Below are 25,638 nucleotides of genomic sequence, written 5' to 3'. Positions count from 1 at the left end.
TTCTGTGTTGTGCGGGAAGCTGTTTCAGGTCTGTCATGAGAAAGCCGGGATTGCAACGATCATTCTTCGATCGAGAGTACCTGTAATCAATGGGATTGCGTTGACATCAAAGGCGAAACTGCCGAAAAGAGAGCGACCCGAAACGGGATGTCCCCGAGATGGATTTCCTTGTGCAATATAAATTGTTCGATAAAACCGATAGCGGGCTGAAGGGGTTCTGCGTATGCGACTTCCACGATCTCTAGTTTTGTTTGCCGGTGTGCTGATGACTGCGCTGGGCATGACATCCATAGAGGCCAGGGCGGATTTCCGCGTATGTAACGCAACCCAGAACCTGGTCGGCGTTGCCATCGGCTACCGCGCCAAGACCGGCTGGGTGACCGAGGGCTGGTGGCATATTGAAGGCGCAGCCTGCAAGACGCTGCTCGAAGGCCCGCTTTCATCCCGCTACTACTACCTCTACGCCGAAGACGCCCAGGGCGGCGGGCGCTGGGAGGGCAAGGTCAACATGTGCGTGGCCGAAAAAGAATTCCGTATTACTGGCGTCCAGGATTGCTTCGCGCGCGGTTTCCAGCGCAACGGCTTCCAGGAATACGACACCGGGGAACAATCGAGCTGGATGGTTCAGCTCACCGATGAAACGCCGACAGAAAACCCCACTGTTACAGGAACGAATAGTCAATGAAGCGCAACCGCAAGGTCAAGATTCTCGCCACGCTAGGTCCGGCGTCAGGCGAGGAAGCCGTCATCCGCAAGCTGTTTGAGGCAGGCGCGGATGTGTTCCGCATCAACATGAGTCACGCCGACCATGATCTGATGCGCACCCTCGTCAAGCGCATTCGCAATGTGGAAAAGGAACTGGGCCGTCCGATCGGCATTCTGGCCGATCTTCAGGGTCCGAAGCTGCGCGTCGGCAAGTTCAAGGACGGTAAGGTCGATCTCGTTCCCGGCCAGACCTTCACCCTCGACAATAACGAAGCGCCCGGCGATGAAACCCGCGTCTATCTTCCGCACCCGGAAATTCTTGAAGCTGTCGAGCCGGGTCATCGCCTGCTGATCGACGATGGCAAGCTGCACCTCGTAGCCGAGGCAAGCGACGGCAAGTCGATCCGCTGCAAGGTGATCTCCGGAACGCGCATTTCGGATCGCAAGGGCGTCAGCCTCCCGGATACGACGCTTGGCGTCGGCGCGCTGACGGAAAAGGACCGCAAGGACCTCGACGCCGTTCTGAAGGAAGAAATCGACTGGGTTGCGCTTTCCTTCATCCAGCGTCCGGAAGATCTGGCCGAGGTGCGCAAGGTTTCGCGCGGCAAGGTCGGCCTGATGTCGAAGATCGAGAAGCCGCAGGCCGTGACGCGTCTTGATGAAATCATCGAGCTTTCTGACGCATTGATGGTTGCGCGCGGTGATCTCGGCGTTGAAATGCCGCTTGAAAGCGTTCCGGGCATTCAGAAGCAGATCACCCGCAAGGCACGCCGCGCCGGCAAGCCGGTCGTGGTCGCTACGCAGATGCTGGAATCGATGATTACTGCTCCGGTTCCGACCCGCGCCGAAGTTTCCGACGTTGCGACCGCGGTGTTTGAAGGTGCTGACGCGATCATGCTTTCGGCTGAATCCGCCTCCGGCCAGTACCCGGTCGAAGCTGTCGCCACCATGAACCGCATCGCGGAGCAGGTGGAAAAGGAACCGACCTATTCGACCATCATCGATGCGCAGCGCGCAGCACCGGAGCCGACTGGTGCCGACGCAATCTCGCTCGCTGCACGCCAGATCGCGGAAACGCTGAAGCTTTCGGCCATTGTCACCTATACCGCGTCCGGCACGACCGGCCTGCGCGCTGCCCGCGAACGGCCGCGCACGCCGATTATCGCTCTGTCGCCGGTTGTCGATACCGCCCGCAAGCTGTCGCTCGTCTGGGGCCTGCATTGCGTTGTTACCGATGATGCGCACGACCTTGAAGACATGGTCAACCATGCTTGCGAAATCGTCTTCCACGAAGAGTTTGGCAAGGCAGGCGACCGCGTCATCATCACCGCCGGTGTCCCGTTCGGAACGCCGGGCGCGACCAACATGCTGCGCATCGCCTATATAGGGCCAGATGGAAAATCGGGCATCTAGACTGGCGATATTCCGGCCGTGACGGCCTGCAAATGGCGTCGTTTTGCGCTTCCGGTGCTCATGTGCGTTCTTTGACGCAAAGTCTAATCCGAAAAGTCTGCAACTTTTCGGGACTATGCGTGGAAGTACATTCCGCACCGGTTCTCAAACTCCACCATTTTCGGCTCGCCACAGCCGGAATCTCATCCAGTCGTGGCAGACGCCATCCAAAAAAACGCGCTCTTTGAGAGCGCGTTTTTCTTTGAACAGAGATGAATTGGAGGAGGCAGGGACGCTCTAAGTCCGAGTGTCGGTCAGTTCATCAGCCAGATCATTGAAGTTCTTCTGTGCGTCGCGCATCATCGGATAAACGATCAGGGCCTGTTCATAGGCTTTCAGCGCCTGTTCCTTGAGGCCGCGCAGGCGCAATATGGCCGCCATGCCGGTCAGGGCGCCATAATGGCGCGGTTCCAGTTCCAACGTACGATTGATGTCGTACATGGCATGGGCATAATCTTTTTTAAGGAAATAGACCGTAGCGCGACGGTTCCATGCTTCCGCATATTCCGGGTCGAGCGCGATCGCTTCGTTCAGGAAGTCGATGGCCGAAGGATAGCGCTGCTCCAGCATCGCCGCGTTCGCCCATTGCATGAGGAGATCGACTGTTGCGCTGCCCGACTGCGACCACAGCGTGTTGATCTGCGAAGCAATGCGCCGTGCCTTGGCTTCATCCGTTGTACGGCGAAGATCGGCAAAGAGCTTGTCGAGGCGCTCTTCAGGCGTTTGGGCTGCATCCGGCGCAGGTTTTTCCGGGGTCGGTTTCTGTTCGCTGTCGGGGCCGGTCTGAACGGGCGTCAGCGGTGCGGTAAGCGGCACCTTGCCGGGCGCGACTTCGGCATAAGCCGACGGCACAGTTGCACCCAGCGATGCGACCACAGAAAAAGAAACCAGACATGCAAAAACGTTCCGCATGCGCATAGATTTTATCATGCGCAGCGAAACGTCAAATGCAAAATCAGAAATAAGATTAGCCCTGGCGAGCCTTGTAGCGCGGGGCGGTCTTATTGATGATGTATACGCGGCCCTTGCGGCGGACCAGCTGGCAGTCGCGATGACGGGCCTTAAGCGCTTTAAGCGAGTTCTTGATCTTCATGTCAATCACCGGTCTTGTTGGCCCGTTGACGTGCAGATGCCGCGGGGCTTCATAAAAACAGGCGCCCGAGGCGCCAATTGGTTACAGGCACTGTTAGATGCCCGAAGGGTTGGCCGAAATACACAAGGTTTCAGGCAAATGTCAACTCCTGAGCCGCAGATTCAGGGTGCAGGAGCTGAAATTCTTGGCAGGCGGCAAAAGATTCATCGGGAATCGACGGGATTCCCGATGAACATCATTTCCTGCGAGGCTGGATGCGCGTCACATGGCCCATTTTGCGGCCCGGACGTGCTTCCTTTTTACCGTAGAGGTGCAGCACGGCATCCTTTTCGGAGAGAATCGCTGGAACCTTGTCGACGTCGTCGCCGATCAGGTTTTCCATTACGCAATCGGAATGGCGTTCGGTGCTGCCGAGAGGCAATCCGGCAACGGCGCGGATATGCTGTTCGAACTGCGAAATGGCGCAGGCCGCTTCCGTCCAGTGGCCGGAATTATGGACACGCGGGGCAAACTCGTTCGCCAGCAGCGTTCCGTCCTTCAGGACGAAGAATTCGAGCCCCAGCACGCCGACATAATCAAGCGCATTCAAAAGCTTTGTAGCGGCTTTGCGGGCAGCTTCCGCTGTGTTCTCGGAAATCGCAGCCGGAACGGTCGAGGTGGCAAGGATGCCGTCCTTGTGCACGTTTTCGGCAATATCGAAGATTGCGACGTTTCCAGACCGGTCGCGTGCTGCAATCACCGAGACTTCACGTTCGAAATCGACGAAACCTTCGAGGATCGCCGGGGCGCGATTGATGGCAAGAATCGCCTTGTGGGCTTCGCTCTCGTCGAGCGAGGCCAGGCGGACCTGTCCCTTGCCGTCATAGCCCAGACGTCGCGTCTTGAGGATGCCGCGCTCGCCAAGCGCTCCCAGGGCCGCGATCAGGGATTCTTCATCGTCCACGAGGCGCCAGGGAGCCGTCTCGATACCGCTTTCATTGAGGAACTGCTTTTCGGCAAAGCGATCCTGCGAGACTTCAAGCGCTGCGGGCGGCGGCAGGACCAGAGCGGTTTCTGCCAGCCGGTCGGCGGCGCTCACCGGCACGTTCTCGAATTCGTAGGTAATGACATCGGAAGCTGCGGCAAGCTCCGCAAGCGCCTTCGGATCGTCATAGGCCGCGACGATCTGGTGATTGGCGACCTGTGCTGCCGGGCAATCGGCCTGCGGCTCCAGAATCACGGTTTGAAAGCCGAGCCGCGCTGCGGCCATGGCAAGCATCCTGCCGAGCTGCCCGCCGCCGATGATGCCGATGGTTGCACCGGGCTTCAGTACAGAAGTGTTCATATCAGGCCTCGTTTGAAGGACGTTCCGCTACGCTTTCCGTCTGCGCCGCGCGCCACTCGTCAAGACGGGCTGCGAGCGCCTCATCGTAAAGCGCCAAGACGGCTGCTGCGAGCAGTGCGGCATTGACCGCACCGGCGCGGCCGATCGCCAGCGTACCGACAGGGATGCCGGCCGGCATCTGGACGATGGAGAGAAGCGAGTCCTGGCCTGAAAGCGCCTTGGACTGGACCGGGACGCCGAAGACGGGAAGCGGCGTCATGGCTGCCGCCATGCCTGGCAGATGGGCTGCGCCGCCTGCGCCCGCGATGACGACCTTGAAACCTTCTGCCTTGGCGCCCTTGGCGAAGGCAACGAGACGATCAGGGGTGCGATGCGCGGAAACGATCCGGGCATCGAAGGAAATGCCGAGTGCTTCGAGTGTGTCCGCTGCATGGCGCATGGTTTCCCAGTCGGACTGGCTTCCCATGATGATGGCGACATCGGCAGTAACGCTCATTGATCTTCCTGCTCCGCTTCTTTCATGTAGTTGGTGGATGATGCTGAAAAGATAAAGCCGGGCGAACCCCGGCTCTAATTATGGATCGTTGTGGACATTCAGGCGATGATGTCGGGGATCACCCGATCTTCCATTTCCTGCAACTTGTCCTTGATTGCGAGCTTTTTCTTTTTCATGCGCTGCACGCGCAATTGGTCGCAGCCAACCGCTATCATGGCGTTTATGGCAGCATCGAAGTCCGCGTGTTCCTGTTTCAGACGTGCGACGGCCAATCTGATTTCGGCCTGTTCCTGATCGGACATGCGGTGCCCCGTTCTGTTGAATAGTTTTACGGGCTGCGCCAACCCATGAAAAGGTGCGGCGTCAGCCCGTTTTCGGCGAAGCCCTTATCACATTTTTCGCGTCAGGAAAATGCTACCACGACAAAATCGACTTTGCATCAAACTCATGCCAAACTGTCATGGTTCTGTCATGGACGCGGCTGTCGAAGGCGACAAACACCACCGCATCCTTGGCAGCCGGGACTGCGTGTTTGGCCCGGAAATACAGGAGATGTGCCGGGCGCTCATGCAGGTTGAATGGCGGGATGGCGGGCAAACAAGGTCCACGCCGTTCCGTAAATCAGGGAAATCAACCAAAGGAGATCTGATGATGGCTATCGAGTCCCATCTTGCCACGCTCGAAAAGAAGCACGGCGCTCTGGAACAGGAAATTTCCGAAGCCCTGGCGTCACCGGCAATGGATGACCTGCACGTTGCATCTCTCAAGCGCAAGAAGCTTATGCTCAAGGACCAGATCGAAAAACTGAGATCCCAGGTAACGCGTCACTGACAGGGAAGCCGCGTTTTGATCGCGGTTGGATAAGGCGTATCAAACCAAAGACTTTGGCTGTTGAAAGGTTCTCGCGAGCCTGAATTGCCTTGTCGTGGACAGGGAATGTTGCACCACAGCAGTGCGCTTTTCCATGTCATGGTCATGACGCTGTACTGCTGCATTGGCGGCTGTGCCACAGCCGCCGAACATATTGGTTCAATTATTTGATTGGTTCTGTTTGTCGATGGCGATTTTTAACGCCGTCAACCTTCCGTCTCCGCTCTCGGGTCAAGGTTCAACGCTTCCGGCGTAGCACCGCGTTCCGACGGCATGCTCATGAACTGGTCCTTGTTCTCTTTGGGAACCGAAGCGCGCCTGCGGGAGCGGAACAGCGCATAACCGGTGATGGAAATATGCGCGAGCATGGTGATGGCAAAGAGGCCTGAGGGCCAGAAAATATCCATCGCCGCAGCCGCCAGAAGCGGCCCAAGCATCGTGCCGAACCCGTAAAGCAGCAGAAGTCCGCTCGACACTTTCACGAAGCTTTCCGATGTTGCATGGTCGTTCGCGTGGGCGACCGCAACGGGATAGAGCGCATAGGCGAGCGCGCCGTAACAGCCGGTCATCGCGATAATGACGGGGCCGCTGGTAGGCGCGACGAGAAAGGCGATCAGGCCAACCAGTGCCGCCAGAGCCGCAACGCTGGCGAGTACGAAACGCCGGTCCACCAGATCGGAAATGCGACCGATCGGAATCTGCATCAGGGCGCCGGCTGCGATGGTGACGCTGACCATCAAGGCGATCTCGGTGGTTGAAATCCCGGATTTCGCGCCAAATACCGCTCCAAGCGTACCCCAGGCGCCATTGGCGATGCCGATCAGTATGCAGCCGACAAAGGCTGCGGGGGAATTGTTATAGAGCGCCTTGAGATCGAGCTGCACTTCCGTCAGCGGCTTGGGGCTGACAGCCGTGGAAATCGCGGTCGGGATAAGGGCCAGGCAGAAGAAGACGCCGCTTATCATGAACAGGTGATCGGAGCGCACATCGCCTGCGGCCACCAGCATCTGCCCGGACATGGTGGCCCCATAGTTGACCATCATGTACATGCCGAAAATCTTGCCGCGTGATTCGTTGGTCGCCCGCTCATTCAGCCAGCTTTCGATGACCATGAAGGCACCGGCCATGGAAAAGCCGGTGAAAGCGCGCAGGATCACCCAGATGGTTGCATCCACGAAGACGCCGGAAAGCAGAGCGATGATCGCGGCTGATGCAGCAAAACATCCGAATGCCCGTACATGGCCGACGCGGCGCACAAGGCGCGGCGCGAACAGACAGCCCGCAACGAAACCGCCAGCCCAGGTGGTGCCGAGCATGCCCAGCGATGTGACCGAAAATCCTTCCGCGCCACCGCGCAGTGGCAGCAGGAGACCATGAAGTCCGGAGGCGATGAGGAGAAAGGCTGTGCCGCAAAGGAGGGCCAGAACCTGAATGTAAATGCGCAAAATTCTATTCCCGCAACTTGAAGCTGGGCCGTCGATGTCAAGCGGCCATTGCGATCAGTGACTATTGTTCCTAAACATTTCGTCCGGAAATGGTTCCGGCGATTTTGCTCCGGCATCCATTTCCGCTGACGAGTTCCCCTATCGAAACAATGCTTCCGCCGCTGCGCGGCTGTCGCCCTTTTTGAGGCGTTCTGCCTTCAATCGCTCTATTTCGGATTGCAGCAGGGCAATGCGCTGGTCGATCTCGGTGACCGAAAGCAGCGACAGTTCCTCCTGGCTCAGCGCCACGCTGCAGCGGGGCTTCGCCACATCCTCATCGAAACCGCTCATAGCCGTCCTCCGTGGTCAATGATGGCTCAGAAAAGATTTAACACCTTGAATCGTCGCATATATATTTGGGAAAATCGATGACGATTTCCCTAACGCGGTGTCTTGCATCCGTCATGCGGCATTTGTGCGACGGTGCCGATGGGGCACCTGACCACGGCGCAGGGTACGAAATCTGAATGGAGTCTTGAGCATGATGACCGACCTTCCTTCCCAGATGACCGCTATCGAAATTTCCGAACCGGGCAGACCCCATATGCTTCGCCCTGTTCAGCGCTCGGTGCCGGAACCCAAGGAAAGTGAAATTCTGGTGCGGGTGCGTGCCGCCGGGGTCAACCGCCCGGATGTCTTGCAGCGGCTGGGACAATATGCGCCGCCGCCCGGTGCGTCCGATATTCCGGGCCTGGAAATTGCCGGTGACATTGTAGCCGTCGGCAGCGGCGTCAAGCGTTTCAAGCTCGGCGATCAGGTCGTCGCATTGCTGGCTGGCGGTGGCTATGCCGAATATGCCGTCGTGCATGAAACCAATGCTCTGCCCCTGCCTTCCGGCTATGGCTACATCGAAGCGGCTGCTATCCCGGAGACTTTCTTCACCGTCTGGCACAATGTTTTCGAGCGCGGAGGATTGAAGAAAGGCGAGACGTTTCTGGTTCATGGGGGCTCGTCGGGGATCGGCACGACGGCTATCCAGCTAGCCAAGGCATTCGGCGCGACCGTCATTGCGACTGCTGGCTCTAAGGAAAAGTGCGACGCCTGTCTAAAGCTCGGGGCTGATCGCGCCGTCAATTATAGGGACGAGGATTTTGTCGAGGTCGTCAAGGACACGACCAAAGGCAGAGGTGCCGATGTGATTCTCGATATGGTCGGCGGTGACTACGTCGATCGCAATTACAAGGCTGCGGCCGAAGATGGCCGCATCGTGCAGATCGCCTTTCTCAATGGTGCGAAAGCCACGGCCAATTTCGCGCTGTTGATGACCAAGCGCCTGACCCATACCGGCTCCACGCTTCGTCCGCGGCCGGTCGAGTTCAAGGCTGGCATTGCGCGGGAACTGGAGGCAAAGGTCTGGCCGCTTCTGGCGCAGCGCCGCGTCGCGCCAGTGATGGACATGATCTTTTCGCTGAAAGATGCCTGGCGCGCGCATGAACGGATGGAGGAGGGGAGGCATATCGGCAAGATCGTACTCGATATTGCCTAGAGCCGTTCCAAAGCCGTCCTGTGTGGCGGCAAATGGCGCTTTGTGGTTCAGGCTCTTTAGCTTGAGAGCCATTCTTGCTCTGGCGACAAAAAAACGATATATAGGCCGTGATTTCCCGGAAATTGTGGTTTTGCCCACGTCCCGCGCCACCGGAGCGGACGAACAGAAGGATTATATCTAATGGCCACCCAGCTTCTTATGCCGAAGGCAACGGCCGTTTGGCTTGTCGATAATACGGCCCTGTCGTTTGACCAGATTGCCGCTTTCTGCAAGCTGCACCCGCTGGAAGTGAAGGCTATTGCCGACGGTGAAGCTTCGCAGGGTATCAAGGGTCTCGACCCGGTCATTACCGGCCAGATTTCGCGTGAAGAAATCGCGAAGGGCGAAAAGGACCCTTATTATCGCCTGAAGCTTGCCGAACCGAAGGTTCGTGTTCCTGAAGCCAAGCGCAAGGGCCCGCGTTATACGCCGCTTTCCAAGCGTCAGGACCGCCCGAATGCGATTCTCTGGCTGGTACGCAATCATCCTGAATTGAAGGATGCGCAGATTTCCCGCCTGATCGGCACGACCAAGTCGACCATCGAGCAGATTCGCAACCGCACGCACTGGAACTCGGCAAATCTGACGGCGATGGATCCGGTTACCCTCGGCCTCTGCTCTCAGATCGATCTCGACATCGAAGTCGAACGTGCGTCGCGCAATCGTCCGGCCGCGCCCGAAGCGGACAGCACCTTGCTGCCAGCTTCTGCGACCGAGAATTTCGATTATCGTGACGAGCAGCCTGCGGAAGACGAGCTCGATGCCGACAAGGTTTTCGCCAAGCTCTCTTCGCTCAAGGGCGCGAATACTGACGACGAAGACGAGGAAGAATAGTCGGGAAGCGACATCGCTTGCCGAAATGCAAGAAGCCCGGTTCTGCCGGGCTTTTTTGTTGGGTCAAGCTGCCGCCTCGCTGTTGGGAGTGGACGTCGCGGAGATCCAGACTTTGAGGGCGTCCGCATAGCGGTTGGCCGCATCCTCCAGCGCTTCGGTTGATATCTTGTCGGCGGCATACAGCACAAACGGCGTTGCCCAGCCGAGCCCGCAACGGTTCGCTGTTGCCCGCAATGGGGCGAAAAGTTCAATCATCGGGAACATGTTGCGCCCGCCTTCGCGATAGGCTTCGGGGACATTTCCTGCTGTCGCGGCGATCAGGAGCGGCGTCCCTTCGAGCTTGCGGCCCTCCTGCTCATAGGCAATGTAGAACATGCGGGTCAGTACGGCATCTTGCCATGCCTTGAGAAGGGGCGGTGTGGAATACCATTGGACCGGAAATTGCAGGACAATGCGATCAGCCGACAGAAGTCGCAATGCTTCACGCTCGCTATCCTTCAAGAAATCGATCCCCTGCGGATAAGCGGCCTGCATGTCGACGATCTCCGCGCCGGGCAATTTTGCAGCTGCGGCGGCAAGCGCTGCGTTGGTGCGGGATCGTGTCAGATCGGGATGAAAAAGTAAGATCAGCGTCTTGGACATGGTTGTCTCCTTCGGGCTGACGGAGACGATGCCACCAGTAACTAAATTGCTCCAATTTATAATAGATATATACTATTATTGATTTTATGAATTTACGTTCGCTCGATCTCAATCTTCTGGTGATACTGGATGCCCTTCTCGATGAAGCGCATGTGAGCCGGGCTGCTGATCGGCTTAACCTGACGCAGCCTGCTGTATCGAATGCTTTGCAGCGCTGCCGCGCCTTGTTCAACGACCAGCTTTTGGAACGGGCGCGCGGCACGATGCGGCGCACTCCGAAAGCGGAAACATTGCGTGCTTCCCTGAAAACTTTGCTGGCAGGGGTGGTCGACCTGGTTGATCCGCCCGAAGTCCCGCTTGTGTCGCTGCAGCAGACGATACGCGTCTGCATGGCGGATTATCCTGCCATCTTCGTCATAGGGCCTCTATTGAAGACGCTTGCGCACATTGCACCGGGGATCAATATCATTGTCCAACCGTGGCATGGTGCCGAGGCGGCGCGGGTGGCGCTCGTGACAGGAGAAAGCGATCTTGCCCTCTCCGTCTTTCCTGATGCGGATAAGGAGCTTCAGCGCCGCCTGCTGCTGGAGGAGAACTACATTATTGCAATGCGCCGGGATCATGCGGCAGCAAACGCATTCTCGCTGGAGAGCTGGCTTGCATATCCGCATATCCTCGTCTCCGGGCGCGGAGACGACAGCAGCCCGGTCGACCGCACGCTCGCGGAGCGGGGATTAAGCCGCCGAGTGGGTGTGGTTGTACCGAATTTCGGCATGGTGCCGGAATTGCTGGCCAACACCGATATGATCGCCATGCTGCCCTCGCGCTGTATGCCCGAGGATACGTCTTCCCTCGCGGCTTTTCCGCCGCCGATTCCCGTTGCAGGTTTTCCGTTGCATATCGCCTGGCACAAGCGCCGTCAGGAAGATCGCGGGGTACAATATGTGATCGAGCAGTTGGTCAGGATCATGATGGAAAAGAGAATCGGTTCGACAGGTCTGTCGTGAACAGACTGCCGAACCGGTTCAAGCGGCGGTTGCCTTGGGAGTAGCCGAAGTATTCAGTCCTTGAAGGCGTTATATTCGCTCAATTCCATGAGGCGGTAGAAATCTGCCAGCGTCTTGCCGCGTTCGGCGCGGAAGAGGCGGCCTGCGTCGCTCGCCTCCACGATGCGGTCGGTGCGGAATGTGCGGAAAGCATTGCGCAATTCGCACCAGCCGATAACCGTCCAGACCTTACCCCAGAACCAGAGGCCGAGCGGACGAATATCACGCTCGCTTTCGCGCGATTCCAGATCGCGATAGCGGATGTTGAGGACATTGCCCTGATCGACGGCGCGTTCCACCGCGTCGATGATGCGGCGCTCGTCCATGCTGATGCGCGCCGTTGGCGCGTGAATCTGCGTGCTGGTGATGCGGGCGCGCTCTTCCTTGGGCAGCACGGCTTCGATCTTGACGAGAGCCTCTTCCGCGCCCCGCGCCATGGAGACACCGCCCCAGGCGCGGATGAGGCGCGCCCCTGCGACAAGCGCCACGATTTCGTCGCGCGTGAACATGAGCGGCGGCAGCTCGAAACCCTGCCTCAGAATGTAGCCGACGCCTGCTTCGCCATCGATGGGGACGCCGGTCGATTGCAGGTCGGAGATGTCGCGGTAGATGGTGCGTTCGGAGACTTCCAACCGTTCGGCCAACTGGCGCGCGGTGACAAGCCTGCCACCGCGCAGGTGCTGAACGATCTGGAAAAGGCGGTCTGCACGGCGCATTCCGTTTTATTCTCCGTTGCAGTATCTGGTTTTGCGCTGTTCCAGATAACGATCCGGCCAGCCCAGATCCTTGCGCAGGTCTTTTGGCAGACCGTCGATGACGCGCTGTGTGCGGATAAACCGGCGGCGTTCGTCCTGCCTGCGCTTGTATTCCTTCAAGACTGCGATCAATGGTGCGATTGCGAGTGCCATGGTGAAAACTCCCTCATCCTTGGATACGCAGTATCGCACACCCCTCCTGACAGCTATCTGTCAGGAGCAAATCCGTCCTTTATTATCGTCCCAATGGAACGGGATCGCAACGTCACGCCTTGTAGCGCGGTGCTGCCATATAGCTGAGAGGCAGGCGCCCGCCATCGGCATAGATGGTCTGGCCTGTCACATAGCTCGCCTCCCGCGATGCCAGAAATGATGCTATCGAAGCAATTTCAGATGCTTGGCCGATGCGACCGAGCGGCGTTCGCGAAAGGATCGCGTTGCGGGCATCGGCGTCGGTGTTCACGGCGGAAAGCATGTCGGTCTCTATGGAGCCCGGGCCGATCGCATTGACGCGAATCCCCCAGCGAGCGAGCGCTACTGCCATGGAGCGTGTCAGTTGGTTCAATCCGCCCTTGGAAACGGAATAGGCGAGTTGCTCGGGCAGGCCGAAGATGGCGTTGATCGACGACATGTTGATGATTGTGCCCGGATCGCCGCCCGATTCGACGCGCTCCACCATGCGTTTGGCCACGGCCTGTCCGCACAGAAACGCACCCTTGAGATTGACCCGCATCACGCGGTCGAAATCTTCTTCCTTGAGATCGAGGAAATCCGCCTGATGCACGATACCGGCATTGTTGACGAGAATATCGATCTCGCCGAGGTTGGTTATGGTGAAGGTCAGGAGATTGTGAATGTCGAGCTTGTCGCCCACGTCGGCAGCCATGGGATGCACCGGGCCGAACTGCTCCAGATCCCTGGCTGCGCGCATGGCTGCGGCATTGTCGATGTCGGACAGGACAACGCTTGCACCGTCCAGCAGGAAGCGTTTTGCTATGGCATAGCCAATACCGCGGGCAGCGCCGGTGACGATGGCCACCTTGCCTTCTAATTGCATGGTCGATCTCCAGTTTGCGTGGAGATTGGACCGGCGGAAACCGCCGGTCAATAGTTCGGGAATGGATCAGGCGAAGGCGAGGCCAGTGTGACGCTCGCGCAGAACAGTGCTGATTTCGTCCAGAATAGCCGGGTCGTCAATTGTGGCTGGCATCGTCCATTCTTCGCCGTCAGCGATCTTCTGGATCGTGGAACGCAAAATCTTGCCGGAGCGCGTCTTCGGCAGGCGTTTGACGGTCAGCGCAAGCCGGAAGGCGGCAACAGGGCCGATGATGTCCCGCACCATGCTGACGCATTCCTTCTCCACCTCCTGCGGATCGCGTTCGATGTTGGATTTCAACACCAGGAAACCGCAGGGAACCTGCCCCTTCAGGGGATCGGAAATGCCGAGCACCGCGCATTCGGCAACGTCGGGATGGCTTGAAAGCACTTCTTCCATCGCGCCCGTGGACAGGCGATGGCCGGCGACATTGATGATGTCGTCGGTGCGGCTCATGATGTAGAGATAGCCGTCCTCGTCCATGTAACCCGCATCGGCGGTTTTATAGTAGCCCGGAAATTCGTTCAGATAGGCCTTGCGGAAGCGCTCGTCAGCATTCCAGAGCGTCGGCAGGCAGCCCGGCGGCAGCGGCAGCTTGATGAGGATATTGCCAAGCTGGCCGCGCTCGAGTTCATGGCCTTCATCGTCCAGCACGCGGATATCATATCCCGGCAGGCAGACGGCCGGTGAACCATATCTCGTTTCCAGAAGCCCGAGGCCAAGCGGATTGGCGACCATGGGCCAGCCGCTTTCCGTCTGCCACCAATGATCGATCACCGGACAGCCCAGCAGGTTTTCGGCCCAGTGAATCGTGTCCGGATCGGCGCGTTCGCCAGCAAGATAAAGGGCGCGGAACTTCGAAAGGTCGTAGCGGCGCACGAAATTGCCGTCCGCGTCGTCCTTCTTGATGGCGCGCAGCGCTGTCGGTGCGGTGAACATCACCTCAACGCCATGCTCCGCGATGATGCGCCAATAGGTGCCCGCATCCGGTGTGCCGATCGGCTTGCCCTCGAACAGGATGCTGGTCGCGCCATGGATCAGCGGCCCATAGACGATATAGGAATGGCCGACGACCCAGCCCACATCGGACGCCGCCCACCATACCTGACCGGGCTCCACGCCAAAAACGTGCTTCATGGACCAGGCGAGCGCCACCATATGCCCGCCATTGTCGCGCACGACGCCTTTGGGCTCCCCGGTCGTACCGGAGGTGTAGAGCACATAAAGCGGATCGGTTGCCTGGACGGCTACGCAGGGGACATGGCGGCCACGCGCGGCATCGACGGCTTCGCGATAGTCGATGTCGCGGCCCGCCACCGGCTCGTGCCGGTGCTGTTCGCGCTGCAAGATGATGCAATGATCGACTTTATGGTGCGCGAGTGAAATCGCTTTATCCAGCATGGCCTGATATGGCACCACGCGCGTCGGTTCGATGCCGCAGGACCCGGCGATGATCATCACCGGCTTGGCGTCGTCGATGCGGGTTGCAAGCTCATTGGCGGCAAATCCGCCGAAAACCACGGAATGGACGGCGCCGATGCGGGCCGCAGCCAGCATGGCGACGGCTGCTTCGGGAACCATCGGCATATAGATGAGAACGCGGTCGCCTTTCGTCACACCATTGTCGAGCATGACGGCGGAAAGCGCCTCCACTTCCTCCAGCAGTTCGCGATAGGTGAATTTCCGGACCTTGCCGGTGACTGGACTTTCATAGATCAGCGCGACCTGCTCGCCGCGCCCGTTGGCGATATGGCGGTCGAGCGCATTATAACAGGTATTGCACTCAGCACCCTTGAACCAGCGGCCATAGACACCTTCGTCGCCCGCAAAAACCTGTTCCCATGGCTTGAACCAGTCGATTGCCTGCGCCGCTTCAGCCCAGAAGCGTTCAGGATCGGCCTGCCATGCGGCATAGGTTTCGGCATATTTCGAAGTCATGCTCTTCCTCCCAGAAGCACGCGCAACGCCAGCGGGCGGGCGCATGGTTAGTCTGCTGACGAAAGCGCAAGATCGGCCCCCTGCGGCCCATCTCCTCCATGCGCCTTTCATCACCTCCGCGTACAGTTTATGTCGGCCAACGGTAATTCGTCCATGAAACTTAAGATGAAGGCGAAGCATGCCGGCAAAACGGTTGTGTCTGCTGCGCGTGTCTTGCGGCGATCACCTTGCTGCGTCACAAGGAGACAGAGAGGTGATCTGTGACAAAAATCCTGCCCGTGCTGCTCGTTCTTCTGATGGGCCTGCACATCATAAAACCCCTCGGCTTGCCGGGCCTGAAGCGGCGCGGCGACTTCTGGAAAATCGCCGCCATCGCCCTTCTGGTGATGGCGCTGGCGGTCGGCTTTCATCTGCACGAGGGATGAAAGGCGGCTCAGGCCGCCTTTTCCAGTTCCTTTTTCCAGCCGCCGGTGGCAGCAAGGCCGTTCATCTTTGCCCGATGCGCGAAAGCGCGCTGACCGGCTGCGATATTCTCATCCCTGCCGCCCCAGGCTTCCAGTGCCGCCGCCTGCAAGGCCCGGCCATAGGAAAAGGTCATTTTCCATGGCATGTCGAAGCCAGCATTCATGGCGGACAAATGGGCTGTCGCTTCTTCACCCGTCTGGCCGCCGGAAAGGAAGGCGATGCCGGGCACTGCTGCCGGAACGGAGTTGCGGAAACAGCGGACGGTCTTCTCCGCCACTTCTTCCACGGAAGCCTTGCGGGCATTCTTGCCGTCGATGACCATGTTCGGCTTCAGGATCATGCCTTCGAGCCGGACGCGGGCATCGTAAAGTTCCGTAAACACCGTCTTGAGAACCCATTCCGTCACGTCATAACAACGGTCGATGGTGTGATTGCCCGGCTTGCCGTCCATCAGCACTTCGGGTTCGACAATCGGTACGATGTTTGCTTCCTGACAGAGGGCGGCGTAGCGGGCGAGCGCCTGCGCATTCTGCTTCACCGCGCCCCATGTGGGCAGGCCGTCGGAAATCGAGATCACCGCGCGCCATTTGGCGAAACGTGCGCCAAGCCCATGATATTCATTGAGCCGCTCGCGCAGGCCATCCAGCCCCTCGGTGATGGTTTCGCCTTCAAAACCCGCGAGGGGTTTTGCACCCGCATCGACCTTGATGCCCGGGACCGCGCCAGCGTTGCGGATGATTTCGACAAGCGGGGTGCCGTCCTTGGCCTTCTGCCTTATGGTTTCATCATACAGAATGACACCCGAAATATAGTTCTTCATCGCTTCGTCCGCGCGGAAGAGCATTTCGCGATAATCGCGGCGCGTGTCTTCGGTGGATCCGAGATCGATCGCGTCAAAACGCTTCTTGATGGTGCCTGAACTTTCATCGGCGGCGAGAATGCCTTTTCCTGCCGCTACCAGTGCAATCGCAATATCTTCAAGACGTTCGGTCATATGCAACGCTCCTTCTATCAAGGCGATGAGGGAGTGTTGGTTAAAACTATGGCGAGCGCAAGTCATTGAAACGTTTGAAATATTTTTCAAACGGTTTAGGCCTTTCATACGGGCATCGCATGTTTTTGCCGAAACTGGTTTTATATCCGGGTTGCGAACCCCATGTAAGAAACCAGTGAGGAAACCCCGCCTGTTTCCGTCGATGTGATTTGAGGAGGAAATATGCGACGCGTCCTTTTTAGCCTGCCGTTTGTTCTGGCTGCATCGATGGTCGCCCTGCCGGTGGCGAACGCTTCGGCTGAGAGTGTCAACGCTGGCGGCAGGCAGGCCGCAGCAAATGCTCCGTTTGCGGTAACGCCGGTGGCCGAATTCGATACGCCATGGGCGATCGCCTTTCTGCCCGATGGCAGGCTGCTTCTGACGGAGAAGGGCGGCAAGATTTTCATCGTCACGCAAACGGGTGACAAAATTGCGGTCGATGGTGTGCCGGAAGTCGCTTTCGGCGGTCAGAACGGTCTGCTTGACATCGCGCCCGCACCCGACTTCGAGAAGAGCAAGGCGGTCTATTTTTCCTATAACGAACCGGCGCAGAGCGGCAGCAGTGTGGTGCTGGCACGCGCTGTTCTGGATGAAGGTGACGGCAAGGCGGCGCTGAAGGACAGGACCACCATCTGGAAGCAGGATGCGGCGGCGCGTGGCGGACAGCCGGGCGGCATTATCGCATTTGCGCCGGACGGCAAGCATCTGTTCTTCTCCGTCGGCGATCGCATGTTGCCTGCAACCGCGCAGGACGATGCAGCGCCGATGGGAAAAATCCTCCGCATGAATCTCGACGGGTCCGTTCCGAAGGATAATCCGCATGCCGATGCGGATGGTGTGCGGGCACTGACCTGGTCTACCGGCCATCGTAACCCTTACGGGCTGGCCTTCGGTCCCGATGGAAAGCTCTGGGAACATGAGATGGGGCCGCGCGGCGGCGACGAATTCAACCTCATCAAGCCCGGTCTCAATTACGGCTGGCCGCTTGTCTCGAACGGCGACAATTATAGTGGCCGGCCGATCCCGCGCCATAGCACACGTCCGGAATTCGAGCCGCCATTGGTTTACTGGACGCCGGTCATCGCTCCGGCTGGGCTTGCCTTCTACGAGGGGGACATGTTTCCCGAATGGCGCGGTTCGGCGCTCATCGGCGGACTTTCGGTCATGTCGCTGGTGCGTGTCGTGATCGACAAGAGCGGCAAGGCGGACGAAGCGGAACGCTTTGAAATGGAAAACCGTATCCGCAATGTGGCGGTGGGGCCGGATGGCGCCGTCTGGCTGATCGAGGACGACAATCCGGGCCGGTTGCTGAAGCTGACACCAAAAAAATAAGCCCGGCATCGGTCGGGCTTACTGAAACCTGGTGTGGGGTGTTATTTCTTCAAGACATCGACGCCGGGGAGAGGCTTGCCTTCCATCCATTCAAGGAAGGCGCCGCCTGCGGTCGAGATATAGGTGAAGTCGTCGGCAACGCCCGCATGATTGAGGGCAGCGACCGTATCGCCGCCGCCGCCAACCGAAACCAGCTTGCCTGCCTTGGTACGGGCTGCGACATGCTTTGCAGTCTTGACCGTGGCGGCGTCGAAGGGGTGCAGCTCGAAGGCACCGAGCGGGCCGTTCCAGACGAGCGTTGCGGCGTCATCGATAGCCGAGGCGATCAGATCGGTCGAAAGTGCTCCTGCATCGAGAATCATGCCATCGCTTGGCACGGCATCGACGCCATAGGTCTGGTTCGGCGTGTCGGCTGCAAAGTGCCAGCCCACGACAGCATCGACCGGCAGGATGATCGCGCACTTTGTGGTTTCGGCCTTGGCCATGATTTCGCGGGCGGTGGAAGCAAGTTCGTGCTCACAGAGCGACTTGCCGACATCATAGCCCTTGGCGGCGAGGAAGGTGTTTGCCATGCCGCCACCGATGACGAGCGCATCGACCTTCTCGATCAGGTTGGAGAGGAGGTCGAGCTTGGTCGAGACCTTTGCGCCGCCGACGATGGCCACAACCGGGCGAGCCGGATTGCCAAGGCCCTTTTCCAGCGCTTCAAGCTCAGCCTGCATGCCGCGGCCCGCACAGGCGGGCAGGACATGGGCAAGCCCTTCCGTCGAGGCGTGCGCGCGGTGGGCAGCCGAAAACGCGTCATTCACATAAAGATCGCCGTTGGCTGCCAGAGCTGCGACGAACTCCGGATCGTTCTTTTCCTCGCCCTTGTGGAAACGGGTGTTTTCCAGAAGCAGGACATCGCCGTCCTTCAAGGCATCGACCGCGGCCTTTGCCTTGTCACCGATGCAGTCTTCGGCAAAATGAACCCCATGTCCAAGCACCTTGGCCAGAGGCTTCACGACATGCTTCAAAGAGTTTTCATCCGAAGCAACGCCCTTGGGACGACCGAAATGGGCGAGCAGAATAACCTTTGCGCCTTTCCTGGAAAGTTCGGCAATGGTCGGAACGATGCGCTCGATACGGGTCAGGTCGGTGACTTCGCCATTCGCCATTGGCACGTTGAGATCAACGCGGACCAGTACGCGCTTGGACTTGACGTCGGCATCGTCGAGAGTGCGGAAACTCATGATCTTTCTCCCAGAACTGTGTTTCGGGTGCCGATGGAGCAGTGTGCTCAAACAGGCAGGCGCCGGAAAAGGGTTGGATAGTCGGTGACAAGCCCGTCCTCGTCGACGGGCAATTCAGCGGTGAAGGTGCGGTCGGCTGCCTCGTATCGATAGCGCCGTCCTTCCTCGATACAGGTATAGCGCTGCTGGTCGCGCAGCGGGCGGAAGCTGTCGAAGGGCACGTAAAGCATGTCGAGCTGTACGGTGCCGCTTTCCGGCGTCAGGCCAAGGCGGCGGATGGGCAGCGTGTTGGTGAAGGGGGTTCCCGCCAGATCGATATCGATGCAGCCGTCAAATTCGGGCAGTGCATCGCCAGCCATCGTGTTCCAGTGGCCGGCGCCATCGGAAACCAGCTCCAGCCGGTGGCCGGACATGGTTTCGATCAGGAAATGAAGGACATGCCAGGCGCTGTTGCAGTCGATGCTATAGCGCACGCCGTAGGGGACGCCACCGCGATCGCCAATCACGACGCTTTCGGCACGGATCGTGCGGCCGGTAGGGCCGAGATTGAGATGTTCGAGCCCTTCTCCTTCCAGCGGACGCCAGCGCGCAGCGGTGGGGAGAAGGGCGCGGAACATGATCGGCGCTTAGATCAGCTTGCCGAAGGCGACAGCAGTATCGCCCATGCGGCTGGAGAAGCCCCACTCATTGTCGTACCACGACAGGATACGCACCATGGTGCCTTCCATGACCTTGGTCTGGTCCGTGTGGAAGACCGAGGAATGGGAGTCATGGTTGAAGTCGTGCGAGACGAGCGGTTCGTCGGTATAGCCGAGGATGCCCTTCAGGCGGCCATTGGCGGCTGCACGGATTGCATTGTTGACTTCGTCGACAGTCGTTTCGCGCTTGGCGATGAAGGTGAGGTCCACGACCGAGACGTTCGGGGTCGGAACGCGGATGGCGACGCCATCGAGCTTGCCCTTCAGTTCCGGCAGGACGAGGCCGACGGCCTTGGCTGCGCCCGTCGAGGTCGGGATCATGGAAAGAGCGGCTGCACGGGCGCGGTAGAGATCCTTATGCATGGTGTCCAGCGTCGGCTGGTCGCCCGTATAGGAATGGATCGTGGTCATGAAGCCCTTTTCGATGCCGATGGCATCGTTGAGGACCTGAGCCACCGGCGCAAGGCAGTTGGTGGTGCACGAAGCGTTGGAAATGACCAGATGGTCCTTGGTCAGCTTGTCGTGGTTGACGCCATAGACGACGGTCAGGTCGGCGCCATCGGCAGGAGCCGAAACGATGACGCGCTTGGCGCCTGCTTCCAGATGCATGGCGGCCTTGTCACGCGAGGTGAAGATGCCGGTGCATTCCAGAGCGATATCGACGCCTTCTTCCTTCCACGGCAGTTCAGCCGGGTTGCGGACGGCATGAACCTTGATCGGGCCATAACCGACATCGATGGTATCGCCGGCGACCTTCACTTCCTTGGGGAAACGGCCATGAACGCTGTCATAACGCAGAAGATGCGCGTTGGTTTCCACCGGGCCGAGATCGTTGATGGCGACGACCTGGATATCGGTGCGGCCGGATTCGACGATGGCGCGGAGGATGTTACGACCGATGCGGCCAAAGCCATTGATTGCGACGCGAACTGCCATTTTCTCTTATTCTCCCGATTGGGTTCTGCATCTTGCGATGCGTCTCATTAGAACTGGTAGGTTCAAACATTGAAACGCCGACGTTTGTGTGACGCCGGCGTTTCCTTAAATCATGCGGCGTTGAGCTTCTTCTCCGCGGCTTCGGCGGCATGTTCTGCCGTGATGCCGAAATGCTTGTAGAGATCGTTGATCTCACCCGAAGCGCCGAAGCCCTTCATGCCGATGAAGATGCCGTTTTCGCCGATGAAGCGTTCCCAACCGAGCGAGATTGCCGCTTCAATGGCTACTTTCACCGGCGCGTCGCCGATGGTTGCCGTCTTGTAGGCGTCGCTCTGCTGTTCGAAAAGCTCGAAGCATGGAACGGAAACGACGCGGGTCGCGATGCCCTTGCCTTCCAGAAGGTCGCGGGTCTTGAGCGCGATTTCCACTTCCGAGCCGGTTGCGAAGATCGTCACCCTGGCGTCCTTGCTTGCGGCAGCAAGCTCATAGGCGCCGTAAGCCGACAGGTTTTCGTCGCGATGCTCGGTGCGGACCGTCGGCAGGTTCTGGCGAGTGAGCGCCAGCGTCGAAGGGGTCTTCTTCGATTGCAGGGCGATCTGCCAGCATTCGGCGGTTTCCACCGCATCGGCAGGACGGAACACATTGTGGTTCGGAATGGCGCGCAGCGCAGCCAGATGTTCGACCGGCTGGTGGGTCGGGCCATCTTCGCCAAGACCGATGGAATCATGGGTCATGACATAGATGGTGCGGATGCCCATCAGCGAGGAAAGACGCATGGCCGGGCGGCAATAGTCCGAGAAGGTCAGGAAGGTGCCGCCGTAAGGGATGAGGCCGCCGTGCAGCGTCATGCCGTTCATGGCGGCAGCCATGCCGTGTTCACGGATGCCGTAATGGACATAACGCTGGCCGTAATCTTCCGGCGTTACGGCCTTGGTCTGGCTCGTCTTGGTGTTGTTGGAACCGGTGAGGTCGGCAGAGCCGCCCACGGTTTCCGGCACAACGCCATTGATGACTTCAAGAGCCATTTCCGAAGACTTGCGGGTCGCGACCTTCGGCTTGTCGGCGGAAAGCTTCTTCTTGTATTCGATGATGGTCGCATCGAAGTTTGCAGGCAGGTCGCCACGCATCCGGCGCTCGAATTCGGCGCGGGTTTCCGCGTCGGCCGCAGCAAGGCGCTTTTCCCATTCCTGACGCTTCTTGGCCGCATTGAGGCCAGCCACACGCCATGCGTCCAGCACTTCAGCCGGAACGACGAAAGGTTCCGCACTCCAGCCCAGAGCCTTGCGGGTGGCGGCAATTTCCTCAGCACCGAGCGGCGACCCATGCACCTTGTTGGTGCCAGCCTTGTTCGGCGCGCCGAAGCCGATGGTGGTCTTGCAGGCGATGAGCGTCGGCTTGTCGGAAACCTTGGCCAGTTCGATGGCCTTGGCGATTGCGTCCTGGTCATGACCGTCGACAGCCATGGTGTTCCAACCGGAAGCGGCGAAACGGGCAGGCTGGTCGGTATTGTCGGACAGCGTGACAGGGCCGTCGATCGAAATGTTGTTGTCGTCCCAGAACACGATCAGCTTGCTCAGCTTCAGATGACCGGCAAGCGCGATTGCTTCCTGGCTGATGCCTTCCATGAGGCAGCCGTCACCGGCGATCACATAGGTGTAATGGTTGACGAGGCTGTCACCGAACTGCGCATTGAGGATGCGTTCGGAAAGCGCCATGCCGACGGCATTGGCGATGCCCTGGCCGAGCGGGCCGGTCGTCGTTTCGATACCGGCGGCGTGGCCATATTCCGGATGGCCAGCGGTGCGCGAGCCGAGCTGGCGGAAATTCTTGATCTCGTCGATGGTGATGTCTTCGTAGCCCGAAAGATAGAGCAGCGAATAAAGCAGCATCGAGCCGTGGCCTGCGGAAAGCACGAAACGGTCGCGATCCGGCCAGTGCGGATTCTGCGGGTCGTGCGAGAGGAAACGGGTGTAAAGCGTCGTCGCTATATCGGCTGCGCCCATCGGCAGGCCGGGATGGCCCGAATTGGCTTTCTCGACCGCGTCCATGGAGAGGAAGCGGATTGCGTTGGCCATCTGGTTTTGTTTGTCGGAATTGGTCATGGTCTCAGCCGTCTTTCCTTGGGAGGGGTTAACGGGGTTGCGGCGATGCCTTTTGCCTGAGCACGATCCGTATCGAAAACGGTTTCATGCGTTTTAGGATCACGCTCCAGAAGGCACCGGGACACATAGCACCTGCACATAAGGAGTCAATAAACCGATGAGTTTTGGGTAATAAACTGTCCGCGACTAATCGATTGAGTAGCGCTGACAGCTTATATGCAACCACTGAAAAGCCGTTTTTGCACCGATAACGGTGTATGAACGCTCGTATATGCCCCTCATTTGTTGCTTATCGGGCAGTCGATTATTACAATCTTTTCAAAGATGCCCGTCCCGCAGGCGCGATTCGATGTCCCTGAATTGGGCTTGCGATTGGCATTGGAAAGGACATGGATGGCACCCGATACGACCCTCAGGCAAGTCTTGGAACGGCTCGAAAAGGCACTCAACGCGCTTGAACAAGCGGTCGATCTGCGGCTGGACAAGGAAGGCGATTTCGCCGAAGCCGAGGAAGAGGTGCAGCGCATGAATGCGGATCGCAGCCGTCTCGCCCAGGAACTCGACCAGTCCGAAGCGCGCGCGGAGCGGCTTGAAGCCGCCAACCGCGAGGTTTCACGCCGCCTCGTGACTGCGATGGAGACAATCCGCGCCGTTCTGGACCGATAGGAGGCTACCATAGCGACCGTAACCGTTACCATTGATGGCAAGGCCTACCGGATGGCCTGCGACGAGGGGCAGGAAGAACACCTCTCCGGGCTCGCCGACCGTTTCGACCAGTATGTGACCCATCTGAAGTCGTCCTTCGGGGAGATTGGCGATCTGCGCCTGACCGTCATGGCCGGGATCATGGTGATGGACGAGATGGCCGAGATGCAGAAGCGCATCAACGGTCTGGAGAGCGAAGTCGACACGTTGCGCCGTGCGCGCGATGAAGCGCTCGGACGCGCCGACAGCAACGATGCCGCCCTGACCGGCCTGCTGACGGATGTGGCATCACGCATCGAGCAGGTGGCCTCGCGCATCGCGCCGCGAAGCAGCTAGAGCATTTCCAGCAAAAGTGTGAAACGTCTACGCGGGGAAATCAGTTCACTGGACTGATTTCTTATCCCGCTTCGATGCGTTGGATAATCGATAAAACAAATAGTTAGAGCGGTTCCGGCGATTCTGTTAGAACAGGAACCGCTCTAGGGTCAGGACCCGTGGTCCTGCCAACGTCGCAGTTCAGGTTTTTCTGAAAAGATTTCCTGTTGGGCTGGCGCAAGCCACTGGCATTCCTGTCCGGCAGATACTATATTGGTCGCTGGCGAACTGCGCTTCCCGACAGGTGTAACAGCATCCCCGGGGCCTTATTGATCTCTAAGGGAGCTGTCCCTGTGAAGGCTTGCGGGCTTTCGCATATGGCGCCCACCTACTTTGTAGGTTCCCGGGATCAATCACTACCATCGGTCGTCGTGGTCGCCGCTTTCTTTTCCGGGCTTGTAGCGTGTTCGCTATAAGCTTGATCTTGCGGACAATTTGTTCGTAAACAGGCGCAAACTCCAACCATTTGCGCATCTTGATGAAATCTCCCGAAACAGCATCGCCCGATTCATCGGAAAGACTGGCAGTCGCGATACCCGTCGCATTCGTTTACGGGCTTCTGCTTTATGTCATGATCTGGTCGCGCCATTACATGGACGCGATGCCGGTCATTGCCGGGCTCGCCCTGTTGCCGATGGCTGTTGCGAGCCTCGCCTCCTGCCTGTCGGACCCGCGCGCGCAAAAGGGGCTTTGGCGTCATGTGCGCATGGGCTGGGCCATCATTGGCGGGCTTGTCGTGACCAGCATGGTGCTTTTCCATGAGGCTGGCATTTGCGTGGCCATGGCCGCTCCATTTTTCATGGTGTTTTCGGCGCTCGGTTCGGCGGTGACACTATGGATCATCCGGCAGTTCCGCTCGCGGCACTCGACCACTCTGGTCATTGCGCTGCCGCTGCTGGTGCTGCCTGCCGAGCTTCAGATGACCTATGCTCCGCACGACAGTTTCGTCACGACGGTAGTCGAAATCGCAGCCCCGCCGGAAGTTGTCTGGCGGCAGACGGTCGAAATCCGCGATGTGCGCCCCCACGAACTGTCGTGGACATTCAGTCATGGCATATTGGGTGTGCCGCAGCCGGTGGATGCGCGGCTTGAAGGAGAGGGCATCGGGGCGGTGCGCCAGCTCCGGTGGACACATGGCGTCAATTTTCAGGAAATTGTCACGCAATGGGAAGAAAACCGGCTTCTGGCGTGGGATTTCCGCTTCGGCCCGGGGTCCATACCGCCCGAGGTTGAGGCGCATATCAAGGTCGACAGCACCTATCTTAAGCTTGCCCAGGGCGACTACAGTCTCGAACCACTGACGAACGGCCATACGCGCCTTACGCTGACGACCCATTACCAGATCGCAACGCCGATCGATTTCTATTGCGACCTGTGGGGAAAATTGTTCCTGAATGACTTCCATCGCGTCGTTTTGAAGGTCATCCGCGACCGTTCCGAGAAGATCGCCCAAGGGGCGGGCGGAGTCACTTGACGGATTGTCATATTGCGGTTCCACTG

The 25,638-nt window shown here is 58.9% G+C and carries 28 protein-coding genes and 1 other RNA gene; 12 read left to right on the top strand and 17 right to left on the bottom strand.

All coding sequences use genetic code 11. From position 1 onward, the window contains the following. Positions 1-223 precede the first annotated feature (223 nt). Both JNC63_RS15435 and pyk read left to right on the top strand, forming a co-directional pair. Positions 224-685, top strand: coding sequence for a DUF1036 domain-containing protein (locus tag JNC63_RS15435; protein ID WP_025090863.1), 462 nt, complete (start codon positions 224-226; stop codon positions 683-685). After that, positions 682-2,118 (top strand): pyruvate kinase, encoded by a 1,437-nt coding sequence (pyk, locus tag JNC63_RS15430; protein WP_006467768.1) that lies wholly within the window; start codon positions 682-684, stop codon positions 2,116-2,118. The genes JNC63_RS15435 and pyk overlap by 4 nt, the downstream gene beginning before the upstream one ends. A gap of 276 nt (positions 2,119-2,394) precedes the next feature. On the opposite strand, the gene JNC63_RS15425 is transcribed toward pyk, so the two are convergent. The 5 genes from JNC63_RS15425 to JNC63_RS15405 all read right to left on the bottom strand — a co-directional run bounded on the left by JNC63_RS15425 (position 2,395) and on the right by JNC63_RS15405 (position 5,372). Further along, positions 2,395-3,087: a tetratricopeptide repeat protein gene (locus JNC63_RS15425; RefSeq protein WP_063620150.1), complete on the bottom strand. Its 693-nt coding sequence runs from the start codon at positions 3,085-3,087 to the stop codon at positions 2,395-2,397. A 37-nt stretch (positions 3,088-3,124) separates the two neighbouring features. Further along, on the bottom strand, positions 3,125-3,250 hold the full coding sequence (gene ykgO / locus JNC63_RS15420) for a type B 50S ribosomal protein L36 (RefSeq protein WP_006467766.1): 126 nt from the start codon (positions 3,248-3,250) through the stop codon (positions 3,125-3,127). Positions 3,251-3,485: 235 nt separating this feature from the next. Next, a complete protein-coding gene (locus tag JNC63_RS15415; RefSeq protein ID WP_063620149.1) occupies positions 3,486-4,574 on the bottom strand; it encodes a 5-(carboxyamino)imidazole ribonucleotide synthase in 1,089 nt (362 codons plus the stop codon). A 1-nt stretch (position 4,575) separates the two neighbouring features. Further along, positions 4,576-5,070: a 5-(carboxyamino)imidazole ribonucleotide mutase gene (gene purE, locus JNC63_RS15410; RefSeq protein ID WP_006467764.1), complete on the bottom strand. Its 495-nt coding sequence runs from the start codon at positions 5,068-5,070 to the stop codon at positions 4,576-4,578. A gap of 98 nt (positions 5,071-5,168) precedes the next feature. Further along, a complete protein-coding gene (locus tag JNC63_RS15405) occupies positions 5,169-5,372 on the bottom strand; it encodes a YdcH family protein (protein WP_006471281.1) in 204 nt (67 codons plus the stop codon). Positions 5,373-5,718: 346 nt separating this feature from the next. On the opposite strand from JNC63_RS15405, the gene JNC63_RS15400 reads away from it, so the two are divergent. Beyond that, the gene (locus tag JNC63_RS15400) at positions 5,719-5,901 is read left to right on the top strand and encodes a YdcH family protein (protein ID WP_021588029.1); all 183 of its coding nucleotides are present in this window, start codon (positions 5,719-5,721) and stop codon (positions 5,899-5,901) included. A 245-nt stretch (positions 5,902-6,146) separates the two neighbouring features. Here JNC63_RS15400 and JNC63_RS15395 read toward each other — a convergent pair whose 3' ends face one another. Together JNC63_RS15395 and JNC63_RS15390 are read right to left on the bottom strand one after the other, a co-directional pair. After that, complete coding sequence (locus JNC63_RS15395) at positions 6,147-7,385, bottom strand: MFS transporter (protein WP_063620148.1); 1,239 nt, start codon at positions 7,383-7,385, stop codon at positions 6,147-6,149. 138 nt (positions 7,386-7,523) lie between these two features. Continuing rightward, on the bottom strand, positions 7,524-7,715 hold the full coding sequence (locus tag JNC63_RS15390; protein ID WP_063620147.1) for a DUF1192 domain-containing protein: 192 nt from the start codon (positions 7,713-7,715) through the stop codon (positions 7,524-7,526). Between the two features lie 190 nt (positions 7,716-7,905). Here JNC63_RS15390 and JNC63_RS15385 point away from each other — a divergent pair, with 190 nt between their 5' ends. After that, positions 7,906-8,910, top strand: a complete 1,005-nt coding sequence (locus JNC63_RS15385; RefSeq protein ID WP_063620146.1) for an NAD(P)H-quinone oxidoreductase — start codon at positions 7,906-7,908, stop codon at positions 8,908-8,910. A 180-nt stretch (positions 8,911-9,090) separates the two neighbouring features. Further along, positions 9,091-9,783: a DUF1013 domain-containing protein gene (locus tag JNC63_RS15380; protein ID WP_006467758.1), complete on the top strand. Its 693-nt coding sequence runs from the start codon at positions 9,091-9,093 to the stop codon at positions 9,781-9,783. Between the two features lie 63 nt (positions 9,784-9,846). On the opposite strand, the gene JNC63_RS15375 is transcribed toward JNC63_RS15380, so the two are convergent. After that, positions 9,847-10,425, bottom strand: a complete 579-nt coding sequence (locus JNC63_RS15375; protein ID WP_063620145.1) for an NAD(P)H-dependent oxidoreductase — start codon at positions 10,423-10,425, stop codon at positions 9,847-9,849. Positions 10,426-10,511: 86 nt separating this feature from the next. On the opposite strand from JNC63_RS15375, the gene JNC63_RS15370 reads away from it, so the two are divergent. After that, positions 10,512-11,432 carry a LysR family transcriptional regulator gene (locus tag JNC63_RS15370; protein WP_063620144.1) on the top strand — a complete coding sequence of 307 codons (921 nt, stop codon included), beginning with the start codon at positions 10,512-10,514 and terminating at the stop codon, positions 11,430-11,432. A 53-nt stretch (positions 11,433-11,485) separates the two neighbouring features. Here the strand turns inward: JNC63_RS15370 and JNC63_RS15365 are convergent, their stop codons facing one another. The 4 genes from JNC63_RS15365 to JNC63_RS15350 form a co-directional block, all read right to left on the bottom strand. Next, entirely contained in the window at positions 11,486-12,187 is a 702-nt protein-coding gene (locus JNC63_RS15365; protein ID WP_006467756.1) for a helix-turn-helix transcriptional regulator, read from the bottom strand. Positions 12,188-12,193: 6 nt separating this feature from the next. Continuing rightward, a complete protein-coding gene (locus JNC63_RS15360) occupies positions 12,194-12,379 on the bottom strand; it encodes a hypothetical protein (protein ID WP_021588023.1) in 186 nt (61 codons plus the stop codon). Positions 12,380-12,491: 112 nt separating this feature from the next. Beyond that, on the bottom strand, positions 12,492-13,283 hold the full coding sequence (locus JNC63_RS15355; protein WP_063620143.1) for an SDR family NAD(P)-dependent oxidoreductase: 792 nt from the start codon (positions 13,281-13,283) through the stop codon (positions 12,492-12,494). Between the two features lie 66 nt (positions 13,284-13,349). Continuing rightward, complete coding sequence (locus JNC63_RS15350) at positions 13,350-15,260, bottom strand: propionyl-CoA synthetase (protein WP_063620142.1); 1,911 nt, start codon at positions 15,258-15,260, stop codon at positions 13,350-13,352. Positions 15,261-15,520: 260 nt separating this feature from the next. On the opposite strand from JNC63_RS15350, the gene JNC63_RS15345 reads away from it, so the two are divergent. Beyond that, positions 15,521-15,685, top strand: a complete 165-nt coding sequence (locus JNC63_RS15345; RefSeq protein ID WP_162994761.1) for a hypothetical protein — start codon at positions 15,521-15,523, stop codon at positions 15,683-15,685. Positions 15,686-15,693: 8 nt separating this feature from the next. Here the strand turns inward: JNC63_RS15345 and JNC63_RS15340 are convergent, their stop codons facing one another. Then, positions 15,694-16,719 carry a class I fructose-bisphosphate aldolase gene (locus JNC63_RS15340; RefSeq protein WP_063620141.1) on the bottom strand — a complete coding sequence of 342 codons (1,026 nt, stop codon included), beginning with the start codon at positions 16,717-16,719 and terminating at the stop codon, positions 15,694-15,696. Positions 16,720-16,941: 222 nt separating this feature from the next. Between JNC63_RS15340 and JNC63_RS15335 the strand changes: the two genes are divergently transcribed. Further along, on the top strand, positions 16,942-18,090 hold the full coding sequence (locus tag JNC63_RS15335; protein WP_063620140.1) for a PQQ-dependent sugar dehydrogenase: 1,149 nt from the start codon (positions 16,942-16,944) through the stop codon (positions 18,088-18,090). Positions 18,091-18,131: 41 nt separating this feature from the next. Here the strand turns inward: JNC63_RS15335 and JNC63_RS15330 are convergent, their stop codons facing one another. From JNC63_RS15330 to tkt, 4 genes are all read right to left on the bottom strand, one after another. After that, on the bottom strand, positions 18,132-19,322 hold the full coding sequence (locus JNC63_RS15330; RefSeq protein WP_063620139.1) for a phosphoglycerate kinase: 1,191 nt from the start codon (positions 19,320-19,322) through the stop codon (positions 18,132-18,134). A gap of 47 nt (positions 19,323-19,369) precedes the next feature. After that, positions 19,370-19,939 carry a putative glycolipid-binding domain-containing protein gene (locus JNC63_RS15325; RefSeq protein WP_063620138.1) on the bottom strand — a complete coding sequence of 190 codons (570 nt, stop codon included), beginning with the start codon at positions 19,937-19,939 and terminating at the stop codon, positions 19,370-19,372. Between the two features lie 9 nt (positions 19,940-19,948). Beyond that, positions 19,949-20,956, bottom strand: a complete 1,008-nt coding sequence (gene gap, locus JNC63_RS15320; protein WP_021588015.1) for a type I glyceraldehyde-3-phosphate dehydrogenase — start codon at positions 20,954-20,956, stop codon at positions 19,949-19,951. A 110-nt stretch (positions 20,957-21,066) separates the two neighbouring features. Then, positions 21,067-23,058 carry a transketolase gene (gene tkt, locus JNC63_RS15315; protein ID WP_063620136.1) on the bottom strand — a complete coding sequence of 664 codons (1,992 nt, stop codon included), beginning with the start codon at positions 23,056-23,058 and terminating at the stop codon, positions 21,067-21,069. A gap of 393 nt (positions 23,059-23,451) precedes the next feature. Between tkt and JNC63_RS15310 the strand changes: the two genes are divergently transcribed. The 4 genes from JNC63_RS15310 (at position 23,452) to JNC63_RS15295 (ending at position 25,612) form a co-directional block, all read left to right on the top strand. Next, the gene (locus tag JNC63_RS15310; protein ID WP_006473231.1) at positions 23,452-23,724 is read left to right on the top strand and encodes a DUF4164 domain-containing protein; all 273 of its coding nucleotides are present in this window, start codon (positions 23,452-23,454) and stop codon (positions 23,722-23,724) included. Between the two features lie 9 nt (positions 23,725-23,733). Beyond that, a complete protein-coding gene (locus tag JNC63_RS15305; protein WP_025090848.1) occupies positions 23,734-24,099 on the top strand; it encodes a cell division protein ZapA in 366 nt (121 codons plus the stop codon). Between the two features lie 261 nt (positions 24,100-24,360). After that, positions 24,361-24,519: non-coding RNA, 6S RNA (gene ssrS / locus JNC63_RS15300), on the top strand. Between the two features lie 97 nt (positions 24,520-24,616). Further along, positions 24,617-25,612 carry an SRPBCC family protein gene (locus JNC63_RS15295; protein ID WP_063620135.1) on the top strand — a complete coding sequence of 332 codons (996 nt, stop codon included), beginning with the start codon at positions 24,617-24,619 and terminating at the stop codon, positions 25,610-25,612. Positions 25,613-25,638: the final 26 nt, after the last annotated feature.

This window comes from Brucella ciceri (genome assembly GCF_041930145.1).
GTDB lineage: Bacteria > Pseudomonadota > Alphaproteobacteria > Rhizobiales > Rhizobiaceae > Brucella > Brucella intermedia.
The sequence above is the reverse complement of the archived record's forward strand: the minus strand, read 5'-3'. Positions and strand labels throughout refer to the sequence as shown.